We start from the raw sequence: 24891 nt of genomic DNA on the forward strand, positions 1-24891 counted from the left end.
GGTCGAGGTGGCCTCGTCGGCGGTGGTCGCGCTGGCGGTGCCGGGCGGGACCCCGCTGCCGCAGCAGTCCGGGGTGTTGGTGGCCAGTGGAGAACAGCTGCACGCCAAGGCGATAACGCTGACGACCCGCAAGTGGGGGCGCCGCAGCAACAGTGAGCTGTTGCGACTGTCGTTCGGGCGTTTCGGCGACACGATCGGGCGGGACACCTCTGATGAGGATCTGCTGGCCTGGTCGGTGGCCGATCTGCGTGAGGTGTTCGACGTGGTTGTGGAGCCGCAGGACGTGTGTGTGCACCGGTGGCTGGATGCGATGCCGCAGTACGGACCCGGGCACGCGGGGCTGGCCGCCGAGATCCGGGCCGGGCTGCCCGCGGGGCTGGCGGTCGCGGGTAACTACCTCGACGGAATCGGGGTGCCGGCGTGTGTGGCGGCCGCCGGGCGCGCGGTGGCCGAGCTCACGACGGGCTGACCCGGCCGCCGTGGCACGATGGGCGCATGTCCCGCTTGGATTTTGATGAACTCAACTCCACCATCCGCTACCTGATGTTCTCGGTTTTTGCCGTCAATCAGGGTGAGCTCGGCTACGAGGAGGATGAGCGCGCGGCGATCGTCGACGAGACGGCGACCTTCCTGAAGCAACAGGAAGACAAGGGTGTTGTCGTGCGCGGGCTGTACGACGTCGCCGGGATGCGCGCCGACGCCGACTTCATGATCTGGACGCATGCCGAGCGTGTCGAAGACCTGCAGGCCACGTACTCGGACTTCCGGCGCACCACGGCGTTGGGCCGGGCCAGCACCCCGGTGTGGAGCAGCGTGGCGCTGCACCGGCCGGCGGAGTTCAACAAGAGCCACATCCCGGCGTTCCTGGCCGGGGAAGACCCGGGCAACTACATCTGTGTCTATCCGTTTGTCCGCTCGCTGGACTGGTATCTGCTGCCGGATGAGGAACGTCGCAAGATGCTGGCCGATCACGGCATGGCCGCCCGGGGTTACAAGGACGTCCGGGCCAACACGGTGCCGGCATTTGCCCTCGGTGATTACGAGTGGATCCTGGCGTTCGAGGCCCCGGAGCTGTACCGGATCGTGGATCTGATGCGTGATCTGCGGGCCACCGAGGCTCGCCGGCATGTCCGCGAGGAGATTCCGTTCTTCACCGGGCCGCGGGTCGCGGTGGAGCAGCTGGTGCAGCGCCTGCCCTGAGCGCGGTCGCGGTTCGGCGACGGCGACCCTGGGTACCCCCGACTGCGAGGACAGCTGTCCGGACAGGCGGTCAAGAAGCGGCCGGTAGGGAAGTAGCTTCGCCGCTGCGAGCCGGTGGGGTGCATTCGCCCAGAGGAGACCGCGCGTGAAGGTAGCGATTGTGTACACGTCGACCGAATCCGGTGAGGCCGGGATGAGCCCACCGGATGCGGTTGGTGGATTGTCGTCGGCGCTGGTGGAGGCCGGCCATGGCGTGACGGTGTACGTCCCGGATTCCGAGGTGACCACCGCGCAGGAACTGAGCTCCGAGGGGTACCGGATCGTGCGGGTGCCTGCGGACAAGCGGGTCCGCACCGGCAAGCGTCGGTTGGGTGTCTTCACCGAGCATCTCGAGCGGGTGTGGAGAGTTGATCGACCCGACGTGGTGCACGCCCAGTCGTGGTTGTCCGGTATGGCCGGTCAGGTGGCGGCGCGGGCGCAGGGGATCGCGGTTGTCCAGTCTTTTGCGATGCCCGCTGACAAGGCTGAATCGGCGTTGGCCGGCAACCTGGTCCCGGTGCTGGCGCGCCGCGCGGACTGGATGGCGGCCAACAACACCGAGGAACTGTTCAGCCTGCTGCGGATGGGATGCTCCCGGTCTCGGCTGTCGGTGATTCCCGGTGGTGTCGACCACACGGTGTTCACCCCGGCGGGGCCCTCGACACGGCGTGACGGGTTACCGCACCGCATCGTGGCGGTGTGTGATTCGTCGGATCCGGCGGATCTGGATGCGGCGGTTGCGGCGGTGGCGGCGCTGTCCGGCACCGAGCTGGTGGTCGCCGTGTCCGCCGGCTCCCCGTACCTGCGGACGCTTCGGGCGTATCTGCGGAAGGCTGCCCGCGCCGCCGATGTCGCCGCCGCGGTGTCCGTCGTCGAGGTGGACGGTTCGGCGGAGATGGCGATGCTGCTGCGGTCGGCCGATGTGTATGTGTGCACCGCACGAACCGATGCGACGGGCGCGGCAGCGCTGATGGCGATGGGATGCGGCGTGCCGGTGGTGGCTGCCGCGGTGGGCGCGCTGGTCGACATCGTCGTTGACGAGGTCACCGGCCGACTGGTGCCGGAGGGGCAGGTGGGGCGGTTTGTCGAGGCCATCCGCCGGGTGCTGCATGAGCCGTTTGCCGGCCGCGGCATGGGGGGAGCGGGTCGGGATCGAGCTTGCTCGCGATACTCCTGGGAGCGGGTGGCCGCCGATGCGCTACGCGCCTACACCGGCGCCGCCACATCCACCGTCAGGTCGTCGGCACCAGCGTCAACGAAATCGAGTTGATGCAGTACCGCTGGTCGGTCGGGGTCGGATAGCCCTCACCGGTGAAGACGTGCCCGAGGTGGCTGTGGCAGTGCGAGCACAGCACCTCGACCCGGTGCATCCCGTGGGAGTCGTCGGGCCGCAGGATCACCGCGTCGGAGTGCGATGGGTCGAAGAACGACGGCCAACCGCAATGCGAGTCGAATTTCTCGCTGCTGCGGAACAATTCGGTGCCGCAGGCCCGGCACTGGTAGACACCTTCGGTCTTGGTGTCGGTGTATTCGCCGACATGTGCGGGCTCGGTCCCGGCCTCGCGCAGCACGGCGAACTCCTCAGGGCTGAGCTTCTGGCGCCACTCGTCGTCGGTCAGGGCCACTTTCGGGCTGGGTAGCTCCGCCTTGTCGGGACTCATCTGCCCACGCTATCGCGGTCCGGGCTGGGCGTCATCCACGGCGGATCGATTCCCTGGTCCAGGCGGTTGTCGGCTTTGGCGTCGAGATAGCGGAAATACAGCACCACGAAGACCACGATCAGCAGCAGCGACCAGCCGTAGGTGATCTTCATGTACTCCAGGAATCGGCCCGTCGTCGGCCAGTGCCACAACAGGAAGCGGTCCATGGTGAAGAACCCGTAGATCGCCAGCCAGGCGGGCCAGTTACGGATCACCGAGTTGCGCAGCACCACCGTCATCACGAACGGGAACAGCATCATCGAGTAGTAGCCCTGGCCCAGCGACAGCACCAGGTAGGACGCGGTGAGCAGCACACCGGAGGATGTCAGCATCCAGAACAGCGGGTCGCGGGTGCGGTAGTACCGGTACAGCAGGAACAGGCTGCCGACGGCCAGCAGGGTGAACAGGATGCGCAGCGCCAGGATCAGCCACAGCGGCAGCCCGTAGTAGATCCCGTTGCCCACGATCGAGGAGTTGAAGTAGTCGCGGGTGCTCATGATGTACGGCACCGTGCGCTCGATGTAGCTCATCGGGTCGCTGACCAGTGGCCAGGCGGCGGCGTTGAACAGCAGCGGCACCCCGAATGCACCGACCAGAGTCCGCCACTGCCGGTTCATGATCGGCAGCAGCAGCAGCGGCACCAGCGACGGCTTGACCACCAGCGTCATCCCGATGGCGGCACCGGCCAGGTATTCCCGGCTGCGCCTGCCGTCGAGCAGCCACAGCAGGAACAGCACTTCGCCGAACAGGATCCAGCCGTTGATGTTGGTGTAAACCAAAGTGCTGGTGACGGATTCGGTGAGGAACATCGCCAGGATCAGGGCGGGCAGGGCCACCGAGGTCCACGAGAGCTTGAAGATCTTCAGCAGGACCAGCGCCGACAGCAGGATCGCGACGGTGCTCAGCGCGATGAACCAGTACCGCGACGCGTCGACCGGGAGGTACCCGAAGGGGGCCAGGAGCAGGGTTCCGCCCGGCGGGTACAGGTAGTGCGGGTCGACGTGGTTGAAGTTGCCGTTGTAGATGTCGGCGCCGCGTTTGAAGTTGATGACGGCGGTGTAGACCGGACCGAAGTCGTCGGTGATGTAGCCGTTGGTGGCCAGCACGTAGCTGCGGTGGAACACCGACATGATCGCCAGTGGCCACAGGATCGATCGCAGCACTATCGCCACGCTGGGTGGAGAGGTGCGGGGGCGGAAAGGATTCAACAAGCGGGTGCGTGCCGCGTCTACTGCCGTCACGTGCGCACCGTACACCGGCGTCGGCGTGCCACGGGTCAGGCGGGGCAGTAGGTGTCTGTCGGTGGCGCTTTGCCACTACCGAGGTAATCCAGCAACGGCGGCATGGCGCACGCCGAGTACACCGAGGCGCCGTGCCCGATGCCCTGCCACATCACCCGCCGGTTGGTGGCGCCGGCGTTGATGATGGTGGCCGCGGTCGCCGCAACACCGTCGGAGCCGACGATCGGGTCGTTCTGCACTCCCAGCAGTAGCACGTCGGTTTTGAGGTCCTTGGGATCCTCCGGTGCTTTGCCGCTGGGCCAGTTGAGGCATTTGACCAGGTTCAGGGCGGCGACTTCGCCGAATTGCGGGTACTGCTTGCCCCAGGCGACAACGAGTTCGCGCACCCGGTCCGGTGTCGGACGGTTCAGGGCGTCGCTGCACCGGTTGATGAACTGGCCGTCGGTTTCGCGGAGCGCTTCGGCCCGGTTCATCAGGTTGGTCAGCTGGTTGGTGTCGCCGGTGCGTGCCGCGGCCAGGGCGTCGGCCAATTTGTTGGTGCTGGTCACCCGGTCTCCGTCCGGGAACGCCAGTGCGGTGACGATCGCCGTCACCAACTGGGAGACCGGGGCGCCGCCGGGTCCGCGGCCGGTGCGGGCCGCGCTGAGCAACGCGTCGACGGCGGCTTTGGGATCCGGGCCCAATGCACAGCCGACGGCCACGCATTGGGTGGCGAAGGCGTCCAGGGCGGCCTGTTGACCGCGGACCTGTTGGTCGGCGGCGGCTTCGGCCGAGATGGCCAGCGGCAGAGGGGAGTCCAGCACCAGTCGGGACACTTTGTCGGGGTGGGCGCCGGCGTAGGCCAGTGCCACCTGCGCGCCGTTGCCGATACCGATCAGGGCCAGCGACGGCACTTCCCACATGCTGCGCAGCCGTTCGAGGTCCGCGGCGGCGTGAGCGTTGTCGTAGGAACTGTCGCCCGGTGCGATGGTGTCGGTGCAGCTGGTGGTGGCGGTCATGGTGATGGAGCCCAGGTTGGCCACCGGGTCATCGCCGGGTTCGAACTGCGCCTGGTCGCGCATCTCCTGCCGGTCGAACAGGTCGCGGCAGTCGACGGGACTGGACATGCCCATGCCGCGGCGGTCCACTGCGACGATCGGATGGTGCTCGAGGATGTCGGCACCGGAGCGGGACAGCCAGACCGGCAGTTGCTGTGAGGTGGGCATATCGGAGCCGGTGGTGAACACCACCGGGGCGGCGTCGGCGGGGGTTTGCACCGAGCGGGCCCGTACCGCACCGATGCTCACCGTGCCGGTGGCGCCGGCGATCGGATCCAGGTCGGCATCGTAGGTCGCGCACTCCAGGGTGATCGACGGTGGCGTGGGCAGGGCCGCGTCGGCGAACACCTTCGAGGTGCAGTCCCGCCATGGCAGATCGCTTTTCGGGGCCGCGATCGGGTCCGGCCCGTCGGGGGTGGTCGACGTGGCGGTCGGTTCGCCGCCGTCGTGGCTGACGTCGGTGGCGTAGCGCGGATTGGCAGCCAGGCCCGGCGCACATCCGGCCAACAAGGTGGTCACCACAACAAGTGCCGTGAGGTGGGCGGGCCGATTCATGCAGCCCACAGTAGCGATTGGGTCGGCGAACTCATGCGACCTACCGCTGCCGCACGAATCGGCCGTACAGGTATCCGGCGTCGTCGGTGAGCAGATGTGCCCGCCGCATCGGCCGCAGACCCCCGCCCGGGCCGTGGGCGATGCGCGTCGACTCGCCGGCGACCACCGTCGGGGCGATCGTCAGGCACAGCTCGTCGAGCTGGTCGGCGGCGACAAACGTGCCCAGCAGCGTCGGGCCACCTTCGGTGAGCACTCGCGGCAGTCCACGCGCGGCCAGCACCTTCAGCAGTGCCGCGGTGTCGACGGCTGCCGGGTCGGCCCCGGAACAGTCGAGCACCTCGGCAGCGCCGCCGAGCAGTGCGCGGGTCCCGCCGGCGGCGGCGTTGGAGGTCAGGATCAGCGGTGTCACCTCGGTGTGGGTGAACACCTTCATCGTGGGGTCCAGCCGCCCGCTGTTGCTGACGATCGCGATCGGCGGTACTTCGGCCTGGCCGCGGGCGTGCCGATGCTGGCGTTCGGTGACGCCGAGCTGGGCGCCTCCGTAGTTCTCGGTGCGGACGGTGCCGGCGCCGACGACGATCACGTCGGCCAGCTCGCGCAGCACCCGGAACAGTGCGCGGTCTCCGGGTGCGGCCAGACCGCCGGAGGTGCCTTCGACGGCGGTGCCGCCGTCGAGGCTGGAGATGAAGTTGGCACGTACCCAGCATTTTTGCGGTGATTCGGGATACCCGTAGAGGCCCGGTAACGAGCTCTCTTCGACGGGGCGATCAGCGCCGAGCAGTGTGAGCTGGATCCCAGCGTCGGGTTGCGCCATGAGGTCGATTGCAGCACGTCGCTACAGTGCCTGCATGGACGCCCCCGCATCCGCCTCGGTTCATGGTGGTTCAGCCAGTGCAGTGGCGCACCTCGTGGACCGCCACCCGACGGTGTCGCCCGAGCGACTGATCGCTCAGCTGGTGCCGCCGCCGACATTCACCGACGTCAGCTATGACACGTATCGGCCGGACCCGGCCGAACCCAGTCAGGCGGCGGCGGTGCAGAAGTGCCGTGCGTTCTGTGAGCAGGCGGTGCTGCGGCGCGCAGGCAAGAAGAAGCTGTTCGGCAAGCGCGAGGCGCTGCCCGGCGTCGGGCTGTACCTCGACGGTGGGTTCGGTGTCGGTAAGACCCACTTGCTGGCCTCGACGTATTTTCAGGTCTCGGAGGCGTCGACGGCACCGGCGGCGTTCGCCACCTTCGGTGAGTTGACTCAGCTGGCAGGGGTTTTCGGCTTCATCGAATGTATCGAGCTGTTGGGTGAGTACGCCGTGGTGTGCATCGACGAGTTCGAACTCGACGACCCCGGTAACACCACGCTGGTGTCGCGGATGTTGTCCCAGCTGGTGGAGCGGGGGGTGTCGGTCGCGGCGACTTCGAACACCTTGCCCGAGCAGTTGGGGGAGGGCCGGTTCGCCGCCCAGGACTTCCTGCGTGAGATCAACACGCTGTCGCAGATTTTCACGACGGTGCGTATCGAGGGCCCCGACTACCGGCACCGCGGTCTGCCGCCGGCACCGGAACCGTTGTCCGACGATGAGGTGGCGTCCCGGGCGGCCTCGGTGCCCGGAGCGACTTTGGACGGTTTCGATGACCTGTGCAAGCACTTGGCGACCATGCACCCGTCGCGGTACAGCACGTTGATCGAGGGGGTGAGCGCGGTGTTCATCACCGGTGTGCACGCCCTTGATGATCAGAGTGTGGCGCTGCGTTTGGTGTCGCTGACTGACCGGCTCTACGACGCCGGTGTCCCGGTGGTGGCCTCCGGCGACAAGCTGGACACCATTTTCAGCGAGGAGATGCTGGCCGGTGGTTACCGCAAGAAGTATCTGCGGGCGACTTCGCGGCTGCTGGCCCTGACCGCGGCCGGTATGGAGCTGGGCTGACGGGCCGCAGCGCTACAGCGTTCGGGTCAGCACAAAATCGTGCTCGACGCCCGCACCGAGTCGGAAGCTCTTGGTGCCGGCGATCGCGAAACCATGTTTGGCGTAAAAGCGTTGTGCGCGTTTGTTTTCCTCATTGACGCCTAGCCACATGCTCTGGGTGCCGGTGTCGGCGGCGTGTTCGAGCGCGGCGGTCATCAGCGCTGCCGACACCGCACCGCCGTGGCTGCTGGGCAGCACATAGATCTTGGACAACTCCATCGTCGGCAGGGTTGTCACCGCCTGTGTCACGTCGGGGTCGTCTGGCAGTCCGCGGATCAGCATCGCGTACCCGACGATCGTGTCGGCTTGCCGGGCGACGAGGACCACCCGGTCCGGATCGGCGAGGTAGCCGCTGAACTTCTCGGCTGTCAGGTTGGCGGCGATGAAGGCGGCGATGTTGTCCGCGGTGGTCGACGGCGGGCAGGCCAGTGGGAAGGTACGGGAGGCGACGTCGGCGACGGCCTCGATATCAGCGGTGGTGGCCGCACTGACCTGAACTGGCGTCACATGTTCCACTGTGCCAGGCGGATTCCGCTCTTCTTGTCCAGCAGCACCACGTTGGTCACCAGGTCGCGGTAGCAGTCCCAGTACACCCAGCCGTTGACCGTCGAGCCCTGTGGCGCGTTCTGCAAACCGAACTGCAGCGCGTCGGGGGCGTCACTGTTGCGTGGTTCGTAGGCATCTCCGGTGGGGGTGACACCGCGGAACCAGAACGATGTCGCCATCACGTACGGGTTGGGTACCTGCTTGGCCTGCACCACCACCTGCGATTTCCACACCTGTTGCCGCGGTGAGCGGGGCGGGTAACCGAAGCCGGGTGGGATTTCCGAGGGCACCGGGGCCAGCACGGTGACGTCGGCGATGACGCCGTTGTATTCCACGCGCAGGGTGTCGCCGATTCGGCCGATGACGGTGCCGGCAGCGCCGGCGGCGGGCGCCGCAACGGTGCTGAATCCAAGGACTGCGGTCACGGCGAGCACAAGCGAGATCCATCGGCGCATGCGTCGCATGATGACATATCGGACAGGTGTCCACAGCCGGATGGTTGCCCTCAGCTGGTCCAGGGTCCGATTCCGCCGACCTTCTCCACCGTGACCCGGGTCAGGTATCCCGGCGGTGCGTCGTCGGGAGGGAACTGTGAATCGGGGCCGGCCAGCACCGGGGCGAGTTTGCGCAGCAATTCGGGTGCGCCGCCTTCGACGATGCGCGCGGTGCCGGTCACCGAGAGGTATGGGCGCATCAGCGCGCCGTCGGCGGCGGCGTCGGCGACGATCGTCAGTGCCACCCGGCCGTCGCGGCGGACGTTGCGCACTTTCAGATGTGCGGACAGGTGCGCGGAGACGAGTTCGTCGTCGACGTCGCCGGGCTGCAGCGCCACCCAGACCACGCTGACCTGAGGGCTGCCGTCGGCATTGAGGGTGACCATTGTGGCGTTGGCGCCCGATCCGATCAGGTCGTGCGCCGCTTGGTTGAGTTTCACGATTTTTTATACCGCGGTGGCGCGGATTTCATTCCTCATTCGGCGTCCGACGATGAGGCTTCGAATGCCAACAGCGTCTGCTTGGCGTCGGTGCCACCGGCGTACTGGCCGGGGGTGCCGTCGGAACGGACCACGCGGTGGCACGGGATGACGATCGGTAGCGGGTTGCGTGCGCACGCGGTTCCGACCGCTCGCACCGCGCGTGGGCTCCCAACGGCGTCGGCCACCTCGGCGTAGGTTTCGCGTTGGCCGTAGCCGATCACCTGCAGGTGCTCGACGACGGTGCGTCGAAACCCTTGGGCCAGCCGCAGGTCCATCGACAGGTCGAATGCGGTGCGGGTTCTGCCGAAGAACTGGTCGAGTTGCCGGGCGGTGTTGTCCAGGCGGGCGGGGGAGCGCCGGATTCGCGGGCTGACCCGCTGGGCCAAGGTGGCCAGCACGGTGTTGTGGTCTTCGCGGGCAAAGGCCACCCGCAGTAGCCCGATGTCGGTGGCCGCCAGGAGCAGTGTTCCCACCGGGCTGTCGACGGTGCGGTAGGCGATGTCCAGTGGTCCGGTAGCTGCGGTGAATGCGTTGTCTGTCATGTGATGTTGGCCTTCGAGGGTATCGCGCCGGGGGTGAGCTCAGCTTTTCGACAGTGACTCCAGCACAGTCACGAGATCGGATTCGCAGCGGTCTTTGTCGAGTCCGGCGCGGTGCAGCGGTCCGTCGGCGTCTTCGTGTTCCAGCAGGGCCATCAGGAGATGTTCGGTGCCGACGTAGTTGTGGCCCAGTCGCAATGCCTCGCGGAAGGTCAGCTCGAGGGCTTTTCTGGCGGCGGCGTCGAACGGCACCAGTTCGAGTTTCTGGCCGCTGGCCGGGGGGAGTTGGATCGCGGCGCGTAACAGCTCGGGGTCGAGGTCCTGGGCGCGGATCAGTCGGGTGGACAGCGCGTCCTGGTCGACGAGTAGGCCCAGGATCAGGTGTCCCGGCGTGATCTCGGTGTTCTGTGCCTGGCGCGCGGCGTCCTGGGCGGCGACGACGGCGGCGCGTGCTCGCGGGGTGAAGCGGGTGAATCCCTCGCTTGCGTCCATCGATTCGCCTTTGGGGACAAAGCGTTTCTGGGCTGCCTGCTTGGTGACTCCCAAGCACTTTCCGATCTCGGTCCAGGTGGCTCCGGAGCGGCGGGCCTGATCGACGAAGTGGCCGATCAGGTGGTCGGCGACGTCGCCGAGATGTTCGGCGGTCAGTACTGCGTCGGTGAGTTGCTCGAGGGTGTTGCTGTGGACGTTGTTGATGGTGCGGATGAGAGTGTCGAGGCTGATGGTGTTCGGCGTGGGCGACGGGTCCATTCGTCAACCGTAGGTTGACGCAGCCCATTGGTCAACCTGGGGTTGACGCCGGTGTGTCTCACGAGTAACAGAAGTGACTTCTGTCACAATTGTCGCATTCCGTTGAAGCCCGAACCGGGCACGTGCTGACCGGAGGCAGTTCATGCGACCACTACTCCTCGGCTTGGCGGCCACCGTCCTGTTCCTCGGCAGTCTGATCATGGCGCCGCTGACGGCTGATATTGCGGGATCAACCGGCCCGACCGGCGCATTCGCCGACCCCTGCCTGGGTCAGCAACAGTCGGCGGCATCGCTGGAATTCGGGGACTGTTCGGGGTGAGCGATCCCCGATCTGTGCCGAGATCGAATCGCCGGTTCCGTATCCGCCGTAACGGTCGCATCTGGCCGTGCGACAAGACTTGAAGTGTCCGCCGAAAGTCGCTATAGGGCGGATGTCTGGCTTAAGCTGGACCGCGAATTGACTCGAGTTTCGATATTGAGGGGCACCGATGAGACGTCAGAACCGACGTTCTGCGGCCGTTTTGCTATTGGGTGCGGTGCTGTCCGCTGCCCCGATGGGCCTGGCCACGGCAGTGTCCCCGGCGATCGGTCACGCAGAATGTGCGCCGGCCGAAGGTACCCCCGGTGATCCCGCACAGCCCTGCAACGAGGCGCAAGAGGCGCCCGCGCAGCAGCAGCAGTTTGCGATCGACCCGAATCTCACGCCGGCCGAGAACCTGGTCAACTTGCAGAAGTTGCCGCCGCCGCAGCTCAACGAGCCGCTGGTGCGGAACTCACTGGTCGAGCAGGTTCCGATCGCGATCGAGCCGACCCTGGGCTTGCCGGGTGTCGGGTTCGGTGTGAACTTGTGGCCGGATCTGACTCCGTTTGTCCCGATCTTCACCGGTGGTGCGCTGGTCGGCTCGGCGCTGCCGCCGCCCCCGGATCTGTCGATGGTGGGCAACGCCTTGCGGCAACTGCCGCCCCCGCAACTGCCGCCGCCCCCGCCGCGGCCGGGTCCGCTCTGCGGGCCGCAGATCACCCCGTTCTTCAAGCCCTGCATCTGAGTTTGTTCGCCAAGGCCGCCCTCACACCGTGAGGGCGGCCTTGTTTGTTGTCAGCTGCGCGGGTACCCGCGCCGGACCGTGCGATCCAGGATGCCGAGGGTGGCGCGCAGCGCGACCTCGGAGATCACCGGGAAGATCCCGGCGTCGCGCCACTTCTGATCGATCTGCGACCAGTCGTAGAACGAGGTGACGGTCGTGCCGTCATCGTCGGGTGTCAGTCGGTAGCCATAGACATGCCCGATCTGTGGCCTGATCTGCCCGAGGATCGTCCAGGCGATCAGGGTGTTCTGCTCGAATTCGGTGATCTGCACCGTCACGTCGTAGCAGCCCAGTTCGGGGAAGTCGTTGAGCGCTTGGCGGTCCATGTGAACCACAAACTTGTCGCCCGGCTTCGTCACCGGGGTGCCCGAGGCGCCCTGCAGCATCCCTGACGAGTCGATCGCCACGTGTCCCTGCGGATCACACAGCACCGCAAACACGGCGGCGGCAGGGGCCGGGAGGTGGCGCCGAACTTCGATCCGGTCGGTCACGGCTGCCGGTCCGTGATCCGGCGGCGCAGCACCGTCGCCAACAGCAGGATGGCTCCGTACTGGACCAGACCGACCACGATCAGCGGCCACAATGCTCCGGCAACCACACTGACCGGGGCCGGGTGGCCGGAGGGCTGCGCCGAATCGCGCCACCGGTTGCCCACCGCCACGGTCATGATCGCGACGAGAAGTGCGCCCGCGAGGTACCAGAGGGCCATCGCCTCCGGCGCTGCCAGATCTGCCAACCAAGTCATCGGTGGGGCAGTTCCCCGAAACATAGGGTCGCCAAACCCGCGCAGGAGTTGGCATCACGATGCGCGCATCTCTGCAGTCGGCGCCGTGACGCGAGAAGACTCGAGGCCGGCGCCCGGAATGTTCTGCCCGACCTCCGAGTTGCCCAGAGGACAAAACGGAAAGCGAGACGTGCCGTGCCAGATCAAATCCACCTCGCCGTGGCGCTGGAGGGTGCAGGGTGGCACTCTGCGGCGTGGCGGGCACCCGATTCCCAGCCCGGTGATCTGCTCACCGCGCGGTACTGGTCGGCTCTGGTGGCCGAAGCCGAACGTGGCCTGGTGGACTTTGTCACCATCGAAGACGGGCTGGCGCTCCAGTCGGAGGACCAACTGCGCGCCGATGAGCGCACCGACCGGGTCCGGGGCCGTCTCGACGCTGTCCTGATCGCCGCGCGGGTCGCCCCGTTGACGCACCACATAGGACTGCTGCCCACCGCGGTGGCCACCCACACCGAGCCGTTTCATCTGTCCAAGGCGATCGCCACGCTCGACTATGTGAGTTCCGGTCGTGCCGGGGTGCGGGTCCAGGTGACGGGAAGCCCTGCCGTGGCCGGTCACTTCGGGCGTCGCCAGATTGCGGAGCTGCCCGCCTCGGGCTTCGACAGCCCGGAAGGTCGAGCGCTGGCCGAACAACTGCTGCGCGAGGCCGGTGACTACATCGAGGTGCTGCGCCGGCTCTGGGACAGCTGGGAGGACGACGCCGAGATCCGGGACGGCGTCACCGGCCGATTCATCGACCGGGACAAGCTGCACTACATCGACTTCGAGGGGCCGTGGTTCTCGGTGAAGGGGCCGTCGATCACACCGCGCCCGCCGCAGGGTCAGCCGATCGTTGCCACCCTGGGCCACGGGGAGCCTGCCTACCGGCTGGCCGCAACCGGCGCGGACGTCGCCTTTGTCACCCCGAGAAGTGCCCGCGAGGCAGCTCAGATCGTGTCCACCCTCGGATCGTTGCGCCCCGCCGGACTCGATCCGATCCGCGTTTTTGCCGATCTGGTGGTGTTCCTGGCCGATACGGCTGACGCGGCAGCGCAACGCCGCGCTCGGTTGGATGATTTGGCCGGCACCGAGTTCAGCAGTGATGCGGCCGTTTTTGTCGGTACCCCAGAACAATTGGCCGACCTGGTGCAGGAGTGGCATGCCGCCGGATTGGCGGGGTTGCGGCTGCGGCCGGGCACCCTCCCGCACGATCTGCGGCAGATCACCACCGCGCTGGTGCCGGAGCTGCAGCGCCGTGGCGTCTTCCGCACCGGGTACTCGACGACCACCCTGCGCGAGACCCTCGGCCTTGCCCGGCCCGCCAATCGCTACGCCCCGGTGTAGGAGAACGGATGTCCAAGCCAATCAAGCAGATTCACCTCGCCGCCCATTTTCCGGGCGTCAACAACACCACGGTGTGGAGCGATCCGGCCTCCGGCAGCCACATCGACTTCGACTCGTTTGTCACGTTCGCCCAGACCGCGGAGCGCGGCAAATTCGACTTCATGTTCCTGGCGGAGGGGCTGCGGCTGCGGGAACAGGGCGGCCAGATCTACGATCTCGACGTCGTCGGCCGTCCGGACACCTTCACGGTGCTGGCCGCGCTGGCCGCGGTCACCGAACACCTCGGCTTGACGGGCACCATCAATTCGACGTTCAACGAACCCTACGAAGTGGCACGGCAGTTCGCGTCACTGGATCATCTGTCCGACGGTCGTGCCGCCTGGAACGTCGTCACCTCCTGGGATGCCTTCACCGGTGAGAACTTCCGCCGCGGCGGCTTCCTGCCGGAGAACCAGCGCTATGAGCGGGCCGAGAGCTTCCTCGACGCCGCGCACGTCCTGTTCGACTCGTGGCGTGGCGACGAGATCGTCGCCGACAAGGAGCGTGGGGTCTTTCTGTCCGGTGCCGAGGCCGGCGCGTTCTCCTACCGCGACGCGCACTTCGACATCGGCGGCCGGTTCAACGTGCCGCGCAGCCCGCAGGGCAGACCCGTCATCTTCCAGGCCGGTGACTCCGACCGGGGCCGCGAATTCGCCGCAGCGGCCGCCGATGCCATCTTCTCGCGGTACGGCACCCTGGCGGAGGGACAGGCGTTTTACGGCGACGTGAAGCGGCGTCTAGGGTCCTACGGGCGGCGCCGTGAGGACCTGCTGATCCTGCCGGCCGCGACGTTTGTGCTGGGGGACACCGACGCCGAAGCCGCCGACCTGGCCCATGAGGTGCGGCTGGCTCAGGTGTCGCCGGCGACAGCGATCAAATTCCTGGAGCAATTGTGGAACCGTGACCTGTCCGATCACGATCCCGACGGCCCACTGCCCACCGTGGATCCGACGGTGGGGGAGAACACCATCGCCCACGGGCGGGCCAGCGTCCGGATGTACCGCGACCCCGTCGCGACCGCCAACGAGTGGCGGGCCCGGGCCGAGGCCGAGAACCTGACCACCCGCGAGCTGATCATCGAGGTCACCGGACGGCAGAACTTCATCGGGTCCGCCGACACCGTCGCCTCATCGATCAACGAGCTGGTGCAGGCCGACGCCAGCGACGGCTACATCCTGGTGCCACACGTGACCCCGGGCGGTCTGGATCCGTTTGTGGACAAGGTGGTTCCGCTGCTGCAGGAGCGTGGGGTGTTTCGCACCGAGTACACCGGCACGACGCTGCGCGACCATCTGGGGCTGGCCTATCCCGGGCCGCGGCAGCTCACCGACACCGCTGTGTGAAAAGTATTGGTGGCCCGCCGTTTCTCCTGACGACGGGCACACCTGATGTCTACGGCACTGCCGCGCCGCTGTCACTTCACGTGTCAGAACGCGTACACGTCTTCGATCGAGACGAAGATGCCGTGCCCGGTCACGTTGTTGGTGAACCGGGTGCCGGTGACGTCGTGGTACACCGTCCAATTGCCGCGGTGATAGGTCTGGCCGTAGGTCATGTCGGTGGTGGGGTTGTCGATCGCGAGGTTGCCCTGGCTCCAGTGGAAGTCGCCGTCACCGGTGGTCACGACGCTGTTGTCGTATTCGGGTGCCTGTAGGAACCCGCCCTGGCACACCACCACGTTGGGGCCGATGCTTTCCAGGCTGGAGTCCGGAGTCACGGCGCATATCACTCGGCCGGACTGCGTGCGGTAGTTGTCGGCGGCGGCGGTCGCCGGAAAGGCCACGGCCAGCGCCGCCAGGGTCACTGCACAGGTGGTTTTCATGACGTCCCCCGTCTCGATGAATGCATTCATGTGAGGGATCTCCGCAACGGGCTGAAGTGTTACCGGGGCGGGAACGCGGTGGTAGATACGACAAAAGCCCGGTCGAAACCGGGCCTCATCTGCAAGAACTGTGGTGCGCGATACTGGGATTGAACCAGTGACCTCTTCCGTGTCAGGGAAGCGCTCTCCCGCTGAGCTAATCGCGCCGGGAACTGCTTGAGGTGGAGACGGGAATCGAACCCGTGTGCACGGCTTTGCAGGCCGTTGCCTCACCACTCGGCCACTCCACCATGGGGTTGATGCCACTACTACACCCTCGAGCGGATGACGGGATTCGAACCCGCGACCCTCACCTTGGCAAGGTGATGCGCTACCAACTGCGCTACATCCGCGTGCTACGAGCGAGATCGTCGCTCGTTGCGATGCATGACACTAATGCACCCATGTCGTTAGGCACAAATCCCTAGCTCGGCGGGCTCGGAAAGGCTCAGAACAGGGCGTATTCCTGGCGGGAGATCCTGAATCCGGCGCCAGGGGCCGCTTCGCGAAATGTGATCCCGGACTCACTGCTCATCCGCGGCATCGAACCGATGTCGACGGACTCTCCGAAGGTCGGGAGAGGCGGACGCAGCATGCCGCGACAGTATCGGGGCAAAGTGTCGTCGGCGAGACGAACGTGTGAACTCAGACGGTCAGCACCATGCGGTAGCGCGCCCGTCCTTCGTCCATCGCCGCGTAGGCCTCGGCGGCCTGCGCCAGCGGCAGTTCTTGGATGCGCGCTCGCACGCCGGTCTGGACGGCAAAGCGCATGGTCTCTTCGACGTCACGCGCGGTGCCCGACGGATGTCCGGTGACGGTCAAGCCGGGCGTGATCAGCTGCAGGGGGCTGATCGGCAGCGGGTCTGGGGTGACACCTACGACAACGAGCTCCCCGCGCGGCAGCAGGCCGCCTACGGTGTCGGCCATGGCCTTGGAGTTGGCGGCCGTGGCCAACACGACGGCGACACCGCCGAGGGCCTGTAGCGCCGCGCCCACATCGCCGGCGGTCGAGTCGACGTAGTGGTGTGCGCCGAGGGCAAGCGCATCCTGTTTCTTGTCGGCGCCGCGCGCCACCGCAACGGTTTCAAAACCCATGGCGCGGGCGAACTGCACTCCGAGATGGCCCAGGCCGCCGATGCCCAGAACCGCTACCCGGTCCCCGGGTTCGGCTCGGGTTTCCCGGAGCGCGTGGAAGGTGGTGACGCCGGCGCAACCCATCGGGGCTGCCTCGGTGAAGGACAACTCGTCGGGGATGCGTGCCAGCGCATTGGCGGGGACGGTCACCGATTCGGCGTAGCCGCCCGGGTAGTGCCAGGACGGGACCTGGCCGTTGGCGCAGTGGATGAAATCGCCCTGGTGGCAGGGAATGCAGATACCGCAATGGCCACCGAACCAGCCGACGGCGACGCGGTCGCCCACGGCGTAGTCCTCGACGCCTTCGCCGACCTCGACGATGCTGCCTGCGATCTCGTGACCGGGTGTCAGCGGCCAGCTCTGGCCGGGAAACGCGCCGTTGACAAACGCGTGGTCGGTGCCGCACACGCCACACGCGGCCACCGCGATGCGGACGTGGCCTCGACCTGGTGAGCTGGTCTCGACTTCGACGAGGCTCAGCGCTTCTCCGGCTGCTGGGACGTGCACCGCAAGATGTTGTGCCATGGCATTCCTCGCTATCGGGCCCGTCGGGGCCTCAACTGCAGACTGTGCACATTGATTTTTACTCGCGGAGGTGGCGCGCGTGGGGTGAGTAGCGTAAATAGTCAGCACACGAGGTGGCGGAGGCCAGTGATGACAACGGTGATCGTGGTGTCGGTGGTGGCACTGGGTGGCATCGCTCTGGTGGCCAGCCAGCTTCTCCGGCTCAAGGAGTGGCTGAAGAAGGCGCCGCCGCCACCCCCGCCCGGTGGCGACGAACCTGAGGGGAAACTGCTCTAGATCAGAGCTGTTTTGCGGCGTCGACGCCGGTGACGGCGCAGCCACGAGATCAGCACGAGTACCCCGGTGATGATGAGGACCATCGTCGGTCCACCGGGTGTTGTCGCGCCGTCATCGCCCGGCTCCGGGGTTGGCGAGACGACGTCGGTGTGGTCGGCGTCGGACTCGGTGAGAGTGACGGTCGCGGGCGCGTCACTGCTGACGGTGGTGTCGATGCTCGTAGTCCTGTCGAGGCGCGTCGGGACCGCGGCTGTCACGGCCCAGTATGTGCTTACCAGGGCGTGACTGCTGTGCCGCTGGCGGCATTGTTACCGACGAGTATATGTGTCCGTGCTCGGTGCGCACAGCCGCGTGTGCCGGGTATCGTGACCAGGGGATTGAAGACCGGGCGTCGCTGCGTGCTAATGTTCCTCCTCGTCTCACGGTCTCGTAGCTCAGTGGGAGAGCGTCCGCCTCACACGCGGAAGGTCGCTGGTTCGATACCAGCCGGGACCACCGAAAGAAACCCCCTCCGGCCAGTTCTGGAGGGGGTTTCTTGTTTTCTTGGGCAGGGTGCCGCAGGAGGTGCCGATCGCCCACGCGTGGCTATTCGGCTGGGCATTGCGATGCGAGTGGTTCTACGGGCTGATCCGGATCGGCCCGGGGTTCCACAGGCCGTTGCGGGTGGCGGTTCCGAGGTCGATGTGGGCTGGGGAGGCGTCGGTGATGGCGTCTAATCGGCGCAGGGACCCCCAGTCGCGGCCCCAGTCGTGGGACAGATAGGTGGGCATGACGTGGGCGCGCAGGAGCAGGTCGGTGATTCCGAGTAGGCCGCCGTTTCTGCCTTCTTGCCAGGTGTCGGGGTTTTGCAGCTTGGCGGGATAGTCCGGCGAAATTCGGTAGCGGGGGACTTCGGTGATGCCGTTGGCATGCAGCATGGGGTCCGCCCCCGGCGCTAGGTGAGCGCTGGCCCCGGGCGGCCCTCACGCTCGGGCGTTCGTCGCTGGTGATCCACTGCGCGATGTCGGTGACGACGGCTTCATCGACGTGTTGTGCGGGTGCGTACTCGGCGGGTGTGGACACTCCGGAGCCGGGGAAGAACAGGTGGTTGTCCGTGTGGTAGAAGCGGACAGTGACGTCGCGACGATCGGCAAGGCCGGTCTGCCAGCCGACGAGGTTCTCGTCGACGGTCACCTGGTAGTCGCGGCCGCCCTGCATGATGAGCATCGGATTGTCGAGCTGCGCGGCCACCACCGCTGGGTCGTAACTGCGTAAATCGAGCCAGTACGGGGCGGGGACACCTAACGGCAACCTATGCGCTGGTATGGCTGCGGAAAAGTCGGGGCTGTCGATCAGCGCGGACTGCTGGGTGATTGCCTGGACGGTCGGGTCGGCGTCGGGGTCCGCCCCGGGATCGCGAAGGTCTGCGAGGTAACGGAATTGGCGCACCAGCGTGCGGTGTAGCGGTTGTGTGGCGCCGGCCAGCACGACCAGTCCGGCGACGGTCGGTTCCGCGGCTGCGATTCGTGGGGCGACGGTCCAGCCCTGGCTGTGACCGAGCACAAAACCCGCAAGAGATGAATCTGCAGTCTCGTAGTTGTGTAGCAGTGAAGCAGTCCGTGCGGGGCTCGAACCCGCGATCTCCACCTTGAGAGGGTGGCGAGATAGCCGACTTCCCCAACGGACCAGGAACCTGCCGGTGTGGCGGGCTCAGCTGTAGGGCCTAACTGTGGGATCAGACGTGGGTGGGGCGGAACGGCTCACGCACCAGGCGCATTCCGGCCTCGTCTGGGGTGCGGTCACCCTTGACGCCGTTGCAGCCTTCACAGGCCGCGACCAGGTTGTGCCAGGTGTTGCCGCCACCGCGCGAACGCGGCAGCAGGTGGTCGATCGTTGTCGCCTTCGCAACACAGCCGACGAACTGGCACCTGTGCCCGTCGCGGCTCAGGATCTCGGCCCGACTCGCGTGATCGGCTTCGCGCCGGTAAGGCACCGGGGCGTAGCGGACCAGCAACAGCGACTTGGGTAGTTCGATCGCTGCGGTGGGGGAGCGCAGCAGCCGCGGCGGGTCGTGGGCCTCCAGTGCGTAGGCGACCTCGCGCATCAGCATCGACACTGCGGCCTGCCAGCCCACTCTGTCGAGCAGGCTGTAATCGGCGTTGAACACCTCTACTGCAGGTGCGGACACCGTCATTGTCATGGCACCGCACCTCCTTTCAGTGTCGCGGCGGGGCCGGGTGGCGCGGATGCGGCGGGTGTGAAGCCTGGGGAGGCAAACCCCCGACATCTGCTCCACCACGAGGCGGCGTGGTGGCTCCCGCGGGATTCGAACCCGCACTCTCGGATGAGAACCGCGTTTTGAGCGGTGCCCGTGCGACGCGACATAGCTGCGTCGCACGGGGTGCAGGGCGCATGGCGGCGCCCAGCAGCTGTCCAGTTGGTGGACAGCGCATCAAACACTATGGCGTTATCAAGTTTCGGTATAGGTGGTCCGGCGTAACCGGGTCCGCGGGTCGAAGCCGTCACCGCGGGGCGGGTTCGTATCCGACGGGGAGAATGGTGCACTGTACGTGACGGCTTCTCCACGGATTTTTGCGTCAAAAAGGCTGATGGACAAACTATTTGGATGCGACAAACTGCAGAAGCGTCAGGCGACGTTTCTGCCAGCGGAAACCGAAAAGCTCAGGGATTTATGGGATTGTTCTTCGGGCCCTTGCTTCCGGCTGGGGCACACGCCCATGAACGGGGCGGAAGGGCTACGGAATAGCCGGAAGCAGCTGGGCCCGCCGAATTCGCGTAACTCAGCGACGGCGGTGGTCTCGGCGGGTTGCACGCATGACAAAGCAACCGGGGACGCGGAGTGCGTCCCGGCTGCTCTGTGATAGTCGCGTGCCACCGTGGACATGTCGTGCACGGTAACACCCTCGGTCGATACTGCACAGCGGATTATTGGAGCGATGTGCAAGGTGCATCCGGTGACCCCGTGCGGAGTGTCGCTGCGGTGAAACAGAACTGGGCGTGGCGTTCTAAGCTGCGAGCCGCGAGGGGTTATGGCAGGTCTGCCGGATCTACAGCAGTGCCAATGGATTTGCGTTCATCAGACCGTGGATGACCAGCAGCGGCCACATTGCGCGATAGCGTGCCCACAGCAGGCCCAGGAACAACCCGGTGATGCCTTGATTGGCGACGACATTCGCCAGGTCGGCACCAAGGTTGCCGCCGCCTTGGATGGCGATATGCCATGAGGACCACAGGATCGACGTGAGAATGATCGCCGGCCACACCCCACCCAAGAGGTGTTCCCAGCGGGTCTGTAACCACCGTCGGTAGAAGACCTCTTCGAGGACCGCGTTGAGCAGGAACCCGATCGCGAGCGCCGCCACCAGCGTTGGCAGGTCGAGTCCGAGACTCTGGCTGGGCCGGGTGGCCGACAAGATGAGGTAGCAGAGGATCCAGCCGGCCGCCGGTAGCAGCGGACGCCACTGAGCGCGTGTGAGGGTCGACGCGGCCGGGTCGACGGTGCCTGACGGGGTGTGCTCGCGGCGGCGGGTGGCGGCAAAGAGGGTCAGCGGTGCAATCAGGAGCAGGAGCAGTTTGAGCAGAATGTACCGGGGTTCTTCCGGTCCGAGCAGGGTCAGCGCAATCGTGAAGGCCAGCCCGGCGGCGAGCAGGGCAAATGCTTCGGTTCGAAGGCGGGGAAAAGTGCGGGCACCCGTGGCCTGCGGTGGCCCGGGTGGGATCAACAGCATGAGTCCCAAGCCGATGGCCACGGGCAGCAACACCTGCCATAGCGGGATGGTGTCGCCGCTGTCCGCTGTGTAACGGATCTGACCGTGGTTGCCGACGGTCACGACGGCCAGTGCGGCTGCATAGATTCCGAGCCCAGCGACGACGATGGCCTTGCCGACGGCCGGTGGCAAGCGGCGGGGCGCGTTGCTGGGCATGGGATCAAAGCTAGCGGCGGATCCTCATTGCGGTGCTGTCAGGGGTCTGCGCTACCGCCGGACCTCGACAACCAGGTGTCGGATGCCGGTGTGGCGGTTGCTGCGAGTCCATTCGACCGGCTTGACCAGCTGTACCGATCCGAACCTGTCGAGCAGCTCTTCGAACAGCACCCGTAGTTCGAGGCGGGCCAGGTTCGCGCCGAGGCAGTAGTGAACGCCGTGGCCGAACCCGAGATGCGGGTTGGGTTTACGGGTCACGTCAAAGCAGTTGGCGTCGGCGAACACTGTTTCATCCCGGTTGGCCGAACCCTCCCAGATCTGTACTTTTTGTCCCGCTTCGATGTCGTGGCCGCCGAGTTCGGTGGCACAGGTGGCAGTTCGGCGCTTGGAGGGAGAAGCTGAGGTCCAGCGAACGATCTCCTCGATGGCGGTGGGCAGCAGGTCGAGGTCGGCGCGCAACATGTCCATCTGGTGCGGGTGTTCGATCAGCGCCAGCATCCCGCCGGCCACTGAATTACGAGTTGTTTCGGCACCCGCACTGAACAGCAGACTGAAGAACAGGTAGAGCTCCAGATCGGACAGTCCGTCGCCGCCGTCGGCGGCCGATGCGTTGGCGACCACGGACAGCATGTCGTCGGTGGGGTCGGCGCGTTTGGCCGCGATCAGCTCCTGGCCATAGGTGTACATGCGTGAGGCGGCATCCTCGCCGGAGAGGTGACCGACGTCGGCTTTACGGGAACCGCCGAAGTCGAACTGCGGCTCGATGGCTTGGAACAGCCAATGCCGTTCGGACTCCGGCACTCCCAACAGAATGCAGATCATCTGCATGGGAAGTTCGGCGGCGATGTCGACCAGGAAGTCGAACGGCTCGGCCGGGGAGACAGTGTCGAGCAGCCTCCGGGCGCGGGTGCGTAGATCGTCCTCGACACGCTTGATCATGCGCGGGGTCAACCCGGAGCTCACCAGGCGACGGATGGCGGCGTGCCGTGGATCGTCCATCATGTTGAGAACTTGGCCGGCGACCGGCAGGTCTTGTAGGAGGGTGCCGCCGTAGGGTCGGGTGCCGCCGGTCACCGACGAAAAGGTCTGCGGGTCGCGGAGCACGGTCAGCGTCTCGGCGTGAGTGGCGACCGACCAGAATCCCTCCCCATCGGGGGTGTGTTCGCTCGGTTGGTGCCAGTAGACGGGTGCTTCGCGACGGTGCAGCGCAAACAGGTCATGGGGGAAGCCGGACGCGAAGTTGTCCAGGTCGGTGAAGTCGATCTGGGTCAGCGGAGCCGTCATCGTTCTCCCTGGGTGACGAGAGGTGGCCACGGGGTACCCCGTCCGGTGCTGGACACTTGTCTATCAGATGATTCGCTCATGTGTGAGCGAGTCAGCGACCTGGCACGATGCGCGGGAGATTTGAAGGGCACGCGGCACTTTCGGATGTGACGTGCAAACGCTGATCGACTGGGTATGTCTGCGGTATGGCTTCTTCAGCGCAGTCGTCTGCCCCGGAACAGTTGTTGCGTGCCGGTCCCGCCGACGCGGTCACCGCGTCGGCGTTGCGTGACGATCTCAACGGGTGGTTGCGGCAGGTGGTGCGGGTGACGCCCGGGCTCCGTAACGACATCATCCTCAGCGTGTACGAGGCCTTGGTCAACTGTGTCGATCACGCCTACCAGCACCGCAACCGGGGTGGCGCCATGCGAATGCACGCTGTTTATGATCGCGCGATCGCCGCTGTCAGCGTGTCTGTCTCCGACCGTGGCGCCTGGCACGGAGCGCCGAGCACCTCGGCCCCACAGAACCGGGGTCGAGGTATCGCGCTGATGCGCGCACTTGCCGATCGGTGTGTCATCGAAGCTCGCCCGAGCGGCACCATTGTGCGGCTGCACTACTGCAAACAGTGACGGATTGCTGATCTGTAGGTCTGTCGGACCGTCTGCGTTTCGCGTCCACCACCCAACCTGGCAAAATCAGCGCGTTGGTGCTCGGCGGGCGGCATGGCTCATCGGGCGTGACTTCGAACCTGGATGAAGCGATCAGTATCGACAGAACCGCGTCAAATGATGACGTCGACATAGAAGAAGCGCGGATGCGGGCAGTCCGCCGCTACCGCATACTGGAGTTGCCGCCGGACCGGGTCTTCGAACGTATCGCGGCGTTGGCCGCCCGGATGTGCTCGGCGCCCATGGCGAAGGTGTCGATCGTCGACCGGGACCGGATCTGGTTCATGGCGGTGCACGGGTTCGATCAGGAGCTGAAACAAGTCGGGCGTGCCGAGGGCTTGTGCGCGGCGGTGATCACCGACCAGATTCCCCAGTTGGCATCCAACGCCCTGGAGGATCCCCGGACCGCACAGAACCCGTTTGTCCTCCAACACGAAATTCGGTTTTACGCGTGCGCGCCCATCACCACCCCCGACGGCTATCGGCTGGGCACGGTGACGGTGATGGATTCGCGGGAGCGCACCGCTTCGGGCAATGAGCTGGCCATGCTCGACGAGCTGGCCAGGATCGTGATGGAGCAGCTGGAGTGGCAGCTGAGCTCGATCACCGCGCTGCAAGGGGAGCGGTTGTTGCGCGATGATGCGCGCCGGGACCGCGATCTCGCCGAGCAGGAACGGGATGTGATCGAGGAGTACGCGACAGTGCTGCAGCAGACTCTGCTGCCGCCGATGTTGCCGAGCATCCCCGGTTTGACGCTGGCAGCCCACTACCACCCGGCGTCCCCGCGCGATATCGGTGGCGATTTCTACGACGTGTTTGCCCTCGGTGACGGACGGTGGGCGTTTTTCATCGGCGATGTGGAGGGCCACGGTGTCGGGGCCGCCGTTGCGACCTCTCTGATCCGTTACACCCTGCGCGCGGCCGCCCTGCACTACCACGATCCGACCGAGGCCCTCGTCGAACTGAACGAGGTGCTGCTGCGGGAGATGCGGCCGCGCCGGTTCTGCACGCTGCTCTACGGAACCCTCGAACCCGACGCCGAGACCGGAGGTTTCCTGGTTTCCGTTGCCACCGGCGGTCATCCGCCAGGGTTGCTGGTCACGCCGGTCGAAGGCACCGTGCAGCCGGTGCGCTCCAAGGGGGGAATGCTGGTCGGTGCGGTGGCCGACGCGAGATTCGAATCCTGTACAACCCAGCTGCGTCCCGGGTCGACACTGCTGTTGTACACCGACGGCATCATCGAGGCTCGGCGCGGGGCAACGCCATTCGACGAGGGCGCACTTGCCGACTTTGTGTTGGGCCACGCCGACGGCGGTGCCGCGGGCCTGATCGCCGAACTGGCCCGTCTGGTCCCCGAGCTCAAACCAGACGACGATGTGGCGTTGCTGGCGATCGGCGCACCACCCGCCTGATCGATTCGGTCAGTGTCTCTTCGAGGCCGGCATCTATCGAGGCCGACATCTATC

At 66.3% G+C, this 24891-nt stretch carries 30 protein-coding genes, 5 tRNA genes and 1 pseudogene; 13 read left to right on the top strand and 23 right to left on the bottom strand.

Annotation, left to right across the window (positions count from 1 at the left end; translation table 11 throughout):
• The 3 genes from WBB07_RS23215 to WBB07_RS23225 all read left to right on the top strand — a co-directional run.
• Positions 1 to 469 (top strand): protoporphyrinogen/coproporphyrinogen oxidase (locus tag WBB07_RS23215; RefSeq protein ID WP_526310986.1); only part of this gene is annotated, 469 nt, incomplete at its 5' end.
• A 26-nt stretch (positions 470 to 495) separates the two neighbouring features.
• Positions 496 to 1200, top strand: a complete 705-nt coding sequence (hemQ, locus tag WBB07_RS23220; protein WP_526310988.1) for a hydrogen peroxide-dependent heme synthase — start codon at positions 496 to 498, stop codon at positions 1198 to 1200.
• Between the two features lie 145 nt (positions 1201 to 1345).
• A complete protein-coding gene (locus WBB07_RS23225; protein ID WP_526310990.1) occupies positions 1346 to 2509 on the top strand; it encodes a glycosyltransferase in 1164 nt (387 codons plus the stop codon).
• Here WBB07_RS23225 and msrB read toward each other — a convergent pair.
• From msrB to WBB07_RS23245, 4 genes are read right to left on the bottom strand one after another with little or no spacing between them, the layout of a single operon-like run.
• Complete coding sequence (msrB, locus tag WBB07_RS23230; protein ID WP_526310992.1) at positions 2472 to 2900, bottom strand: peptide-methionine (R)-S-oxide reductase MsrB; 429 nt, start codon at positions 2898 to 2900, stop codon at positions 2472 to 2474. The genes WBB07_RS23225 and msrB overlap by 38 nt on opposite strands.
• Positions 2897 to 4195 (bottom strand): arabinofuranan 3-O-arabinosyltransferase, encoded by a 1299-nt coding sequence (gene aftC, locus WBB07_RS23235; RefSeq protein ID WP_526310994.1) that lies wholly within the window; start codon positions 4193 to 4195, stop codon positions 2897 to 2899. Before aftC ends, msrB begins: the two co-directional genes overlap by 4 nt.
• 20 nt (positions 4196 to 4215) lie before the next feature.
• Positions 4216 to 5772: an alpha/beta fold hydrolase gene (locus WBB07_RS23240; RefSeq protein WP_526310996.1), complete on the bottom strand. Its 1557-nt coding sequence runs from the start codon at positions 5770 to 5772 to the stop codon at positions 4216 to 4218.
• Between the two features lie 40 nt (positions 5773 to 5812).
• Positions 5813 to 6586, bottom strand: coding sequence for a pyrimidine reductase family protein (locus WBB07_RS23245; RefSeq protein ID WP_526310998.1), 774 nt, complete (start codon positions 6584 to 6586; stop codon positions 5813 to 5815).
• Here WBB07_RS23245 and zapE point away from each other — a divergent pair.
• Positions 6585 to 7691 carry a cell division protein ZapE gene (gene zapE, locus WBB07_RS23250; RefSeq protein WP_526311000.1) on the top strand — a complete coding sequence of 369 codons (1107 nt, stop codon included), beginning with the start codon at positions 6585 to 6587 and terminating at the stop codon, positions 7689 to 7691. The two genes, WBB07_RS23245 and zapE, sit on opposite strands and share 2 nt — an antisense overlap.
• Before the next feature lie 12 nt (positions 7692 to 7703).
• On the opposite strand, the gene WBB07_RS23255 is transcribed toward zapE, so the two are convergent.
• The 5 genes from WBB07_RS23255 to WBB07_RS23275 are packed head-to-tail and all read right to left on the bottom strand — an operon-like array spanning position 7704 to position 10541.
• A complete protein-coding gene (locus tag WBB07_RS23255) occupies positions 7704 to 8246 on the bottom strand; it encodes a GNAT family N-acetyltransferase (protein ID WP_526311002.1) in 543 nt (180 codons plus the stop codon).
• On the bottom strand, positions 8234 to 8731 hold the full coding sequence (locus WBB07_RS23260) for a hypothetical protein (RefSeq protein ID WP_526311004.1): 498 nt from the start codon (positions 8729 to 8731) through the stop codon (positions 8234 to 8236). The genes WBB07_RS23255 and WBB07_RS23260 overlap by 13 nt, the downstream gene beginning before the upstream one ends.
• A gap of 50 nt (positions 8732 to 8781) precedes the next feature.
• A complete protein-coding gene (locus tag WBB07_RS23265) occupies positions 8782 to 9210 on the bottom strand; it encodes a TIGR03618 family F420-dependent PPOX class oxidoreductase (protein ID WP_526311006.1) in 429 nt (142 codons plus the stop codon).
• A 35-nt stretch (positions 9211 to 9245) separates the two neighbouring features.
• Positions 9246 to 9794 (bottom strand): methylated-DNA--[protein]-cysteine S-methyltransferase, encoded by a 549-nt coding sequence (locus WBB07_RS23270; RefSeq protein WP_526311008.1) that lies wholly within the window; start codon positions 9792 to 9794, stop codon positions 9246 to 9248.
• Between the two features lie 39 nt (positions 9795 to 9833).
• Positions 9834 to 10541 carry a Clp protease N-terminal domain-containing protein gene (locus tag WBB07_RS23275; protein ID WP_526311010.1) on the bottom strand — a complete coding sequence of 236 codons (708 nt, stop codon included), beginning with the start codon at positions 10539 to 10541 and terminating at the stop codon, positions 9834 to 9836.
• A 142-nt stretch (positions 10542 to 10683) separates the two neighbouring features.
• Here WBB07_RS23275 and WBB07_RS23280 point away from each other — a divergent pair, with 142 nt between their 5' ends.
• Together WBB07_RS23280 and WBB07_RS23285 are read left to right on the top strand one after the other, a co-directional pair.
• A complete protein-coding gene (locus WBB07_RS23280) occupies positions 10684 to 10860 on the top strand; it encodes a hypothetical protein (RefSeq protein ID WP_526311012.1) in 177 nt (58 codons plus the stop codon).
• Between the two features lie 169 nt (positions 10861 to 11029).
• Positions 11030 to 11587, top strand: coding sequence for a hypothetical protein (locus WBB07_RS23285; RefSeq protein ID WP_526311014.1), 558 nt, complete (start codon positions 11030 to 11032; stop codon positions 11585 to 11587).
• A 50-nt stretch (positions 11588 to 11637) separates the two neighbouring features.
• Here WBB07_RS23285 and WBB07_RS23290 read toward each other — a convergent pair whose 3' ends face one another.
• Positions 11638 to 12117 (bottom strand): SRPBCC family protein, encoded by a 480-nt coding sequence (locus WBB07_RS23290; RefSeq protein WP_526311016.1) that lies wholly within the window; start codon positions 12115 to 12117, stop codon positions 11638 to 11640.
• Complete coding sequence (locus WBB07_RS23295) at positions 12114 to 12371, bottom strand: hypothetical protein (protein WP_526311018.1); 258 nt, start codon at positions 12369 to 12371, stop codon at positions 12114 to 12116. The genes WBB07_RS23290 and WBB07_RS23295 overlap by 4 nt, the downstream gene beginning before the upstream one ends.
• A 174-nt stretch (positions 12372 to 12545) precedes the next feature.
• Here WBB07_RS23295 and WBB07_RS23300 point away from each other — a divergent pair, with 174 nt between their 5' ends.
• Together WBB07_RS23300 and WBB07_RS23305 are read left to right on the top strand one after the other, a co-directional pair.
• Complete coding sequence (locus WBB07_RS23300) at positions 12546 to 13733, top strand: LLM class flavin-dependent oxidoreductase (RefSeq protein ID WP_526311020.1); 1188 nt, start codon at positions 12546 to 12548, stop codon at positions 13731 to 13733.
• Between the two features lie 8 nt (positions 13734 to 13741).
• Positions 13742 to 15115, top strand: coding sequence for an NtaA/DmoA family FMN-dependent monooxygenase (locus tag WBB07_RS23305; RefSeq protein ID WP_526311022.1), 1374 nt, complete (start codon positions 13742 to 13744; stop codon positions 15113 to 15115).
• A gap of 83 nt (positions 15116 to 15198) precedes the next feature.
• Here the strand turns inward: WBB07_RS23305 and WBB07_RS23310 are convergent, their stop codons facing one another.
• The 6 genes from WBB07_RS23310 to WBB07_RS23335 all read right to left on the bottom strand — a co-directional run bounded on the left by WBB07_RS23310 (position 15199) and on the right by WBB07_RS23335 (position 17292).
• Positions 15199 to 15624 (bottom strand): hypothetical protein, encoded by a 426-nt coding sequence (locus tag WBB07_RS23310; protein ID WP_526311024.1) that lies wholly within the window; start codon positions 15622 to 15624, stop codon positions 15199 to 15201.
• A gap of 101 nt (positions 15625 to 15725) precedes the next feature.
• Positions 15726 to 15800 (bottom strand) — tRNA-Val (locus tag WBB07_RS23315).
• Between the two features lie 13 nt (positions 15801 to 15813).
• Positions 15814 to 15884 (bottom strand) — tRNA-Cys (locus tag WBB07_RS23320).
• 29 nt (positions 15885 to 15913) lie between these two features.
• Positions 15914 to 15986 (bottom strand) — tRNA-Gly (locus WBB07_RS23325).
• Between the two features lie 95 nt (positions 15987 to 16081).
• Positions 16082 to 16228 carry a hypothetical protein gene (locus WBB07_RS23330; protein WP_526311026.1) on the bottom strand — a complete coding sequence of 49 codons (147 nt, stop codon included), beginning with the start codon at positions 16226 to 16228 and terminating at the stop codon, positions 16082 to 16084.
• A gap of 50 nt (positions 16229 to 16278) precedes the next feature.
• Positions 16279 to 17292: an alcohol dehydrogenase catalytic domain-containing protein gene (locus WBB07_RS23335; RefSeq protein WP_526311028.1), complete on the bottom strand. Its 1014-nt coding sequence runs from the start codon at positions 17290 to 17292 to the stop codon at positions 16279 to 16281.
• 129 nt (positions 17293 to 17421) lie between these two features.
• On the opposite strand from WBB07_RS23335, the gene WBB07_RS23340 reads away from it, so the two are divergent.
• Positions 17422 to 17568, top strand: coding sequence for a hypothetical protein (locus WBB07_RS23340; RefSeq protein WP_526311030.1), 147 nt, complete (start codon positions 17422 to 17424; stop codon positions 17566 to 17568).
• Here the strand turns inward: WBB07_RS23340 and WBB07_RS23345 are convergent.
• Positions 17565 to 17825, bottom strand: a complete 261-nt coding sequence (locus tag WBB07_RS23345; protein WP_526311032.1) for a hypothetical protein — start codon at positions 17823 to 17825, stop codon at positions 17565 to 17567. The genes WBB07_RS23340 and WBB07_RS23345 overlap by 4 nt on opposite strands.
• Before the next feature lie 166 nt (positions 17826 to 17991).
• Here WBB07_RS23345 and WBB07_RS23350 point away from each other — a divergent pair.
• Positions 17992 to 18063, top strand: a tRNA-Val gene (locus WBB07_RS23350).
• Positions 18064 to 18185: 122 nt separating this feature from the next.
• Here WBB07_RS23350 and WBB07_RS23355 read toward each other — a convergent pair.
• Positions 18186 to 18500 (bottom strand): annotated as a pseudogene (locus tag WBB07_RS23355) (arabinosyltransferase C-terminal domain-containing protein); the annotation flags it as partial.
• Between the two features lie 151 nt (positions 18501 to 18651).
• Here WBB07_RS23355 and WBB07_RS23360 point away from each other — a divergent pair.
• Positions 18652 to 18822: a hypothetical protein gene (locus WBB07_RS23360; protein WP_526311033.1), complete on the top strand. Its 171-nt coding sequence runs from the start codon at positions 18652 to 18654 to the stop codon at positions 18820 to 18822.
• 338 nt (positions 18823 to 19160) lie between these two features.
• Here WBB07_RS23360 and WBB07_RS23365 read toward each other — a convergent pair.
• The 4 genes from WBB07_RS23365 to WBB07_RS23380 all read right to left on the bottom strand — a co-directional run bounded on the left by WBB07_RS23365 (position 19161) and on the right by WBB07_RS23380 (position 22775).
• Positions 19161 to 19234, bottom strand: a tRNA-Glu gene (locus tag WBB07_RS23365).
• Between the two features lie 48 nt (positions 19235 to 19282).
• Entirely contained in the window at positions 19283 to 19747 is a 465-nt protein-coding gene (locus WBB07_RS23370) for an HNH endonuclease signature motif containing protein (protein ID WP_526311035.1), read from the bottom strand.
• A gap of 868 nt (positions 19748 to 20615) precedes the next feature.
• Positions 20616 to 21491 (bottom strand): CPBP family intramembrane glutamic endopeptidase, encoded by an 876-nt coding sequence (locus WBB07_RS23375; RefSeq protein WP_526311037.1) that lies wholly within the window; start codon positions 21489 to 21491, stop codon positions 20616 to 20618.
• Between the two features lie 51 nt (positions 21492 to 21542).
• Positions 21543 to 22775, bottom strand: a complete 1233-nt coding sequence (locus WBB07_RS23380) for a cytochrome P450 (protein WP_526311039.1) — start codon at positions 22773 to 22775, stop codon at positions 21543 to 21545.
• A gap of 185 nt (positions 22776 to 22960) precedes the next feature.
• Here WBB07_RS23380 and WBB07_RS23385 point away from each other — a divergent pair, with 185 nt between their 5' ends.
• Complete coding sequence (locus WBB07_RS23385; protein ID WP_526311041.1) at positions 22961 to 23386, top strand: ATP-binding protein; 426 nt, start codon at positions 22961 to 22963, stop codon at positions 23384 to 23386.
• Between the two features lie 107 nt (positions 23387 to 23493).
• A complete protein-coding gene (locus WBB07_RS23390) occupies positions 23494 to 24837 on the top strand; it encodes a PP2C family protein-serine/threonine phosphatase (RefSeq protein ID WP_526311043.1) in 1344 nt (447 codons plus the stop codon).
• Positions 24838 to 24891 lie beyond the last annotated feature (54 nt).

It is taken from the genome of Mycobacterium sp., from assembly GCF_049647605.1.
In the GTDB taxonomy this organism is placed as follows: Bacteria; Actinomycetota; Actinomycetes; order Mycobacteriales; family Mycobacteriaceae; genus Mycobacterium.

Coding starts and splice junctions, on each gene's coding strand:
- WBB07_RS23240 (WP_526310996.1), bottom strand. CDS start 5,772: ATGAATCGGCCCGCCCACCTCACGGCACTTGTTGTGGTGACCACCTTG.
- WBB07_RS23330 (WP_526311026.1), bottom strand. CDS start 16,228: ATGCTGCGTCCGCCTCTCCCGACCTTCGGAGAGTCCGTCGACATCGGT.
- msrB (WP_526310992.1), bottom strand. CDS start 2,900: ATGAGTCCCGACAAGGCGGAGCTACCCAGCCCGAAAGTGGCCCTGACC.
- WBB07_RS23310 (WP_526311024.1), bottom strand. CDS start 15,624: ATGAATGCATTCATCGAGACGGGGGACGTCATGAAAACCACCTGTGCA.
- zapE (WP_526311000.1), top strand. CDS start 6,585: ATGAGGTCGATTGCAGCACGTCGCTACAGTGCCTGCATGGACGCCCCC.
- WBB07_RS23380 (WP_526311039.1), bottom strand. CDS start 22,775: ATGACGGCTCCGCTGACCCAGATCGACTTCACCGACCTGGACAACTTC.
- WBB07_RS23285 (WP_526311014.1), top strand. CDS start 11,030: ATGAGACGTCAGAACCGACGTTCTGCGGCCGTTTTGCTATTGGGTGCG.
- WBB07_RS23295 (WP_526311018.1), bottom strand. CDS start 12,371: ATGACTTGGTTGGCAGATCTGGCAGCGCCGGAGGCGATGGCCCTCTGG.
- WBB07_RS23335 (WP_526311028.1), bottom strand. CDS start 17,292: ATGGCACAACATCTTGCGGTGCACGTCCCAGCAGCCGGAGAAGCGCTG.
- WBB07_RS23375 (WP_526311037.1), bottom strand. CDS start 21,491: ATGCCCAGCAACGCGCCCCGCCGCTTGCCACCGGCCGTCGGCAAGGCC.
- WBB07_RS23280 (WP_526311012.1), top strand. CDS start 10,684: ATGCGACCACTACTCCTCGGCTTGGCGGCCACCGTCCTGTTCCTCGGC.
- WBB07_RS23275 (WP_526311010.1), bottom strand. CDS start 10,541: ATGGACCCGTCGCCCACGCCGAACACCATCAGCCTCGACACTCTCATC.
- WBB07_RS23245 (WP_526310998.1), bottom strand. CDS start 6,586: ATGGCGCAACCCGACGCTGGGATCCAGCTCACACTGCTCGGCGCTGAT.
- hemQ (WP_526310988.1), top strand. CDS start 496: ATGTCCCGCTTGGATTTTGATGAACTCAACTCCACCATCCGCTACCTG.
- WBB07_RS23305 (WP_526311022.1), top strand. CDS start 13,742: ATGTCCAAGCCAATCAAGCAGATTCACCTCGCCGCCCATTTTCCGGGC.
- WBB07_RS23260 (WP_526311004.1), bottom strand. CDS start 8,731: ATGCGCCGATGGATCTCGCTTGTGCTCGCCGTGACCGCAGTCCTTGGA.
- WBB07_RS23270 (WP_526311008.1), bottom strand. CDS start 9,794: ATGACAGACAACGCATTCACCGCAGCTACCGGACCACTGGACATCGCC.
- WBB07_RS23385 (WP_526311041.1), top strand. CDS start 22,961: ATGGCTTCTTCAGCGCAGTCGTCTGCCCCGGAACAGTTGTTGCGTGCC.
- WBB07_RS23340 (WP_526311030.1), top strand. CDS start 17,422: ATGACAACGGTGATCGTGGTGTCGGTGGTGGCACTGGGTGGCATCGCT.
- WBB07_RS23370 (WP_526311035.1), bottom strand. CDS start 19,747: ATGACAATGACGGTGTCCGCACCTGCAGTAGAGGTGTTCAACGCCGAT.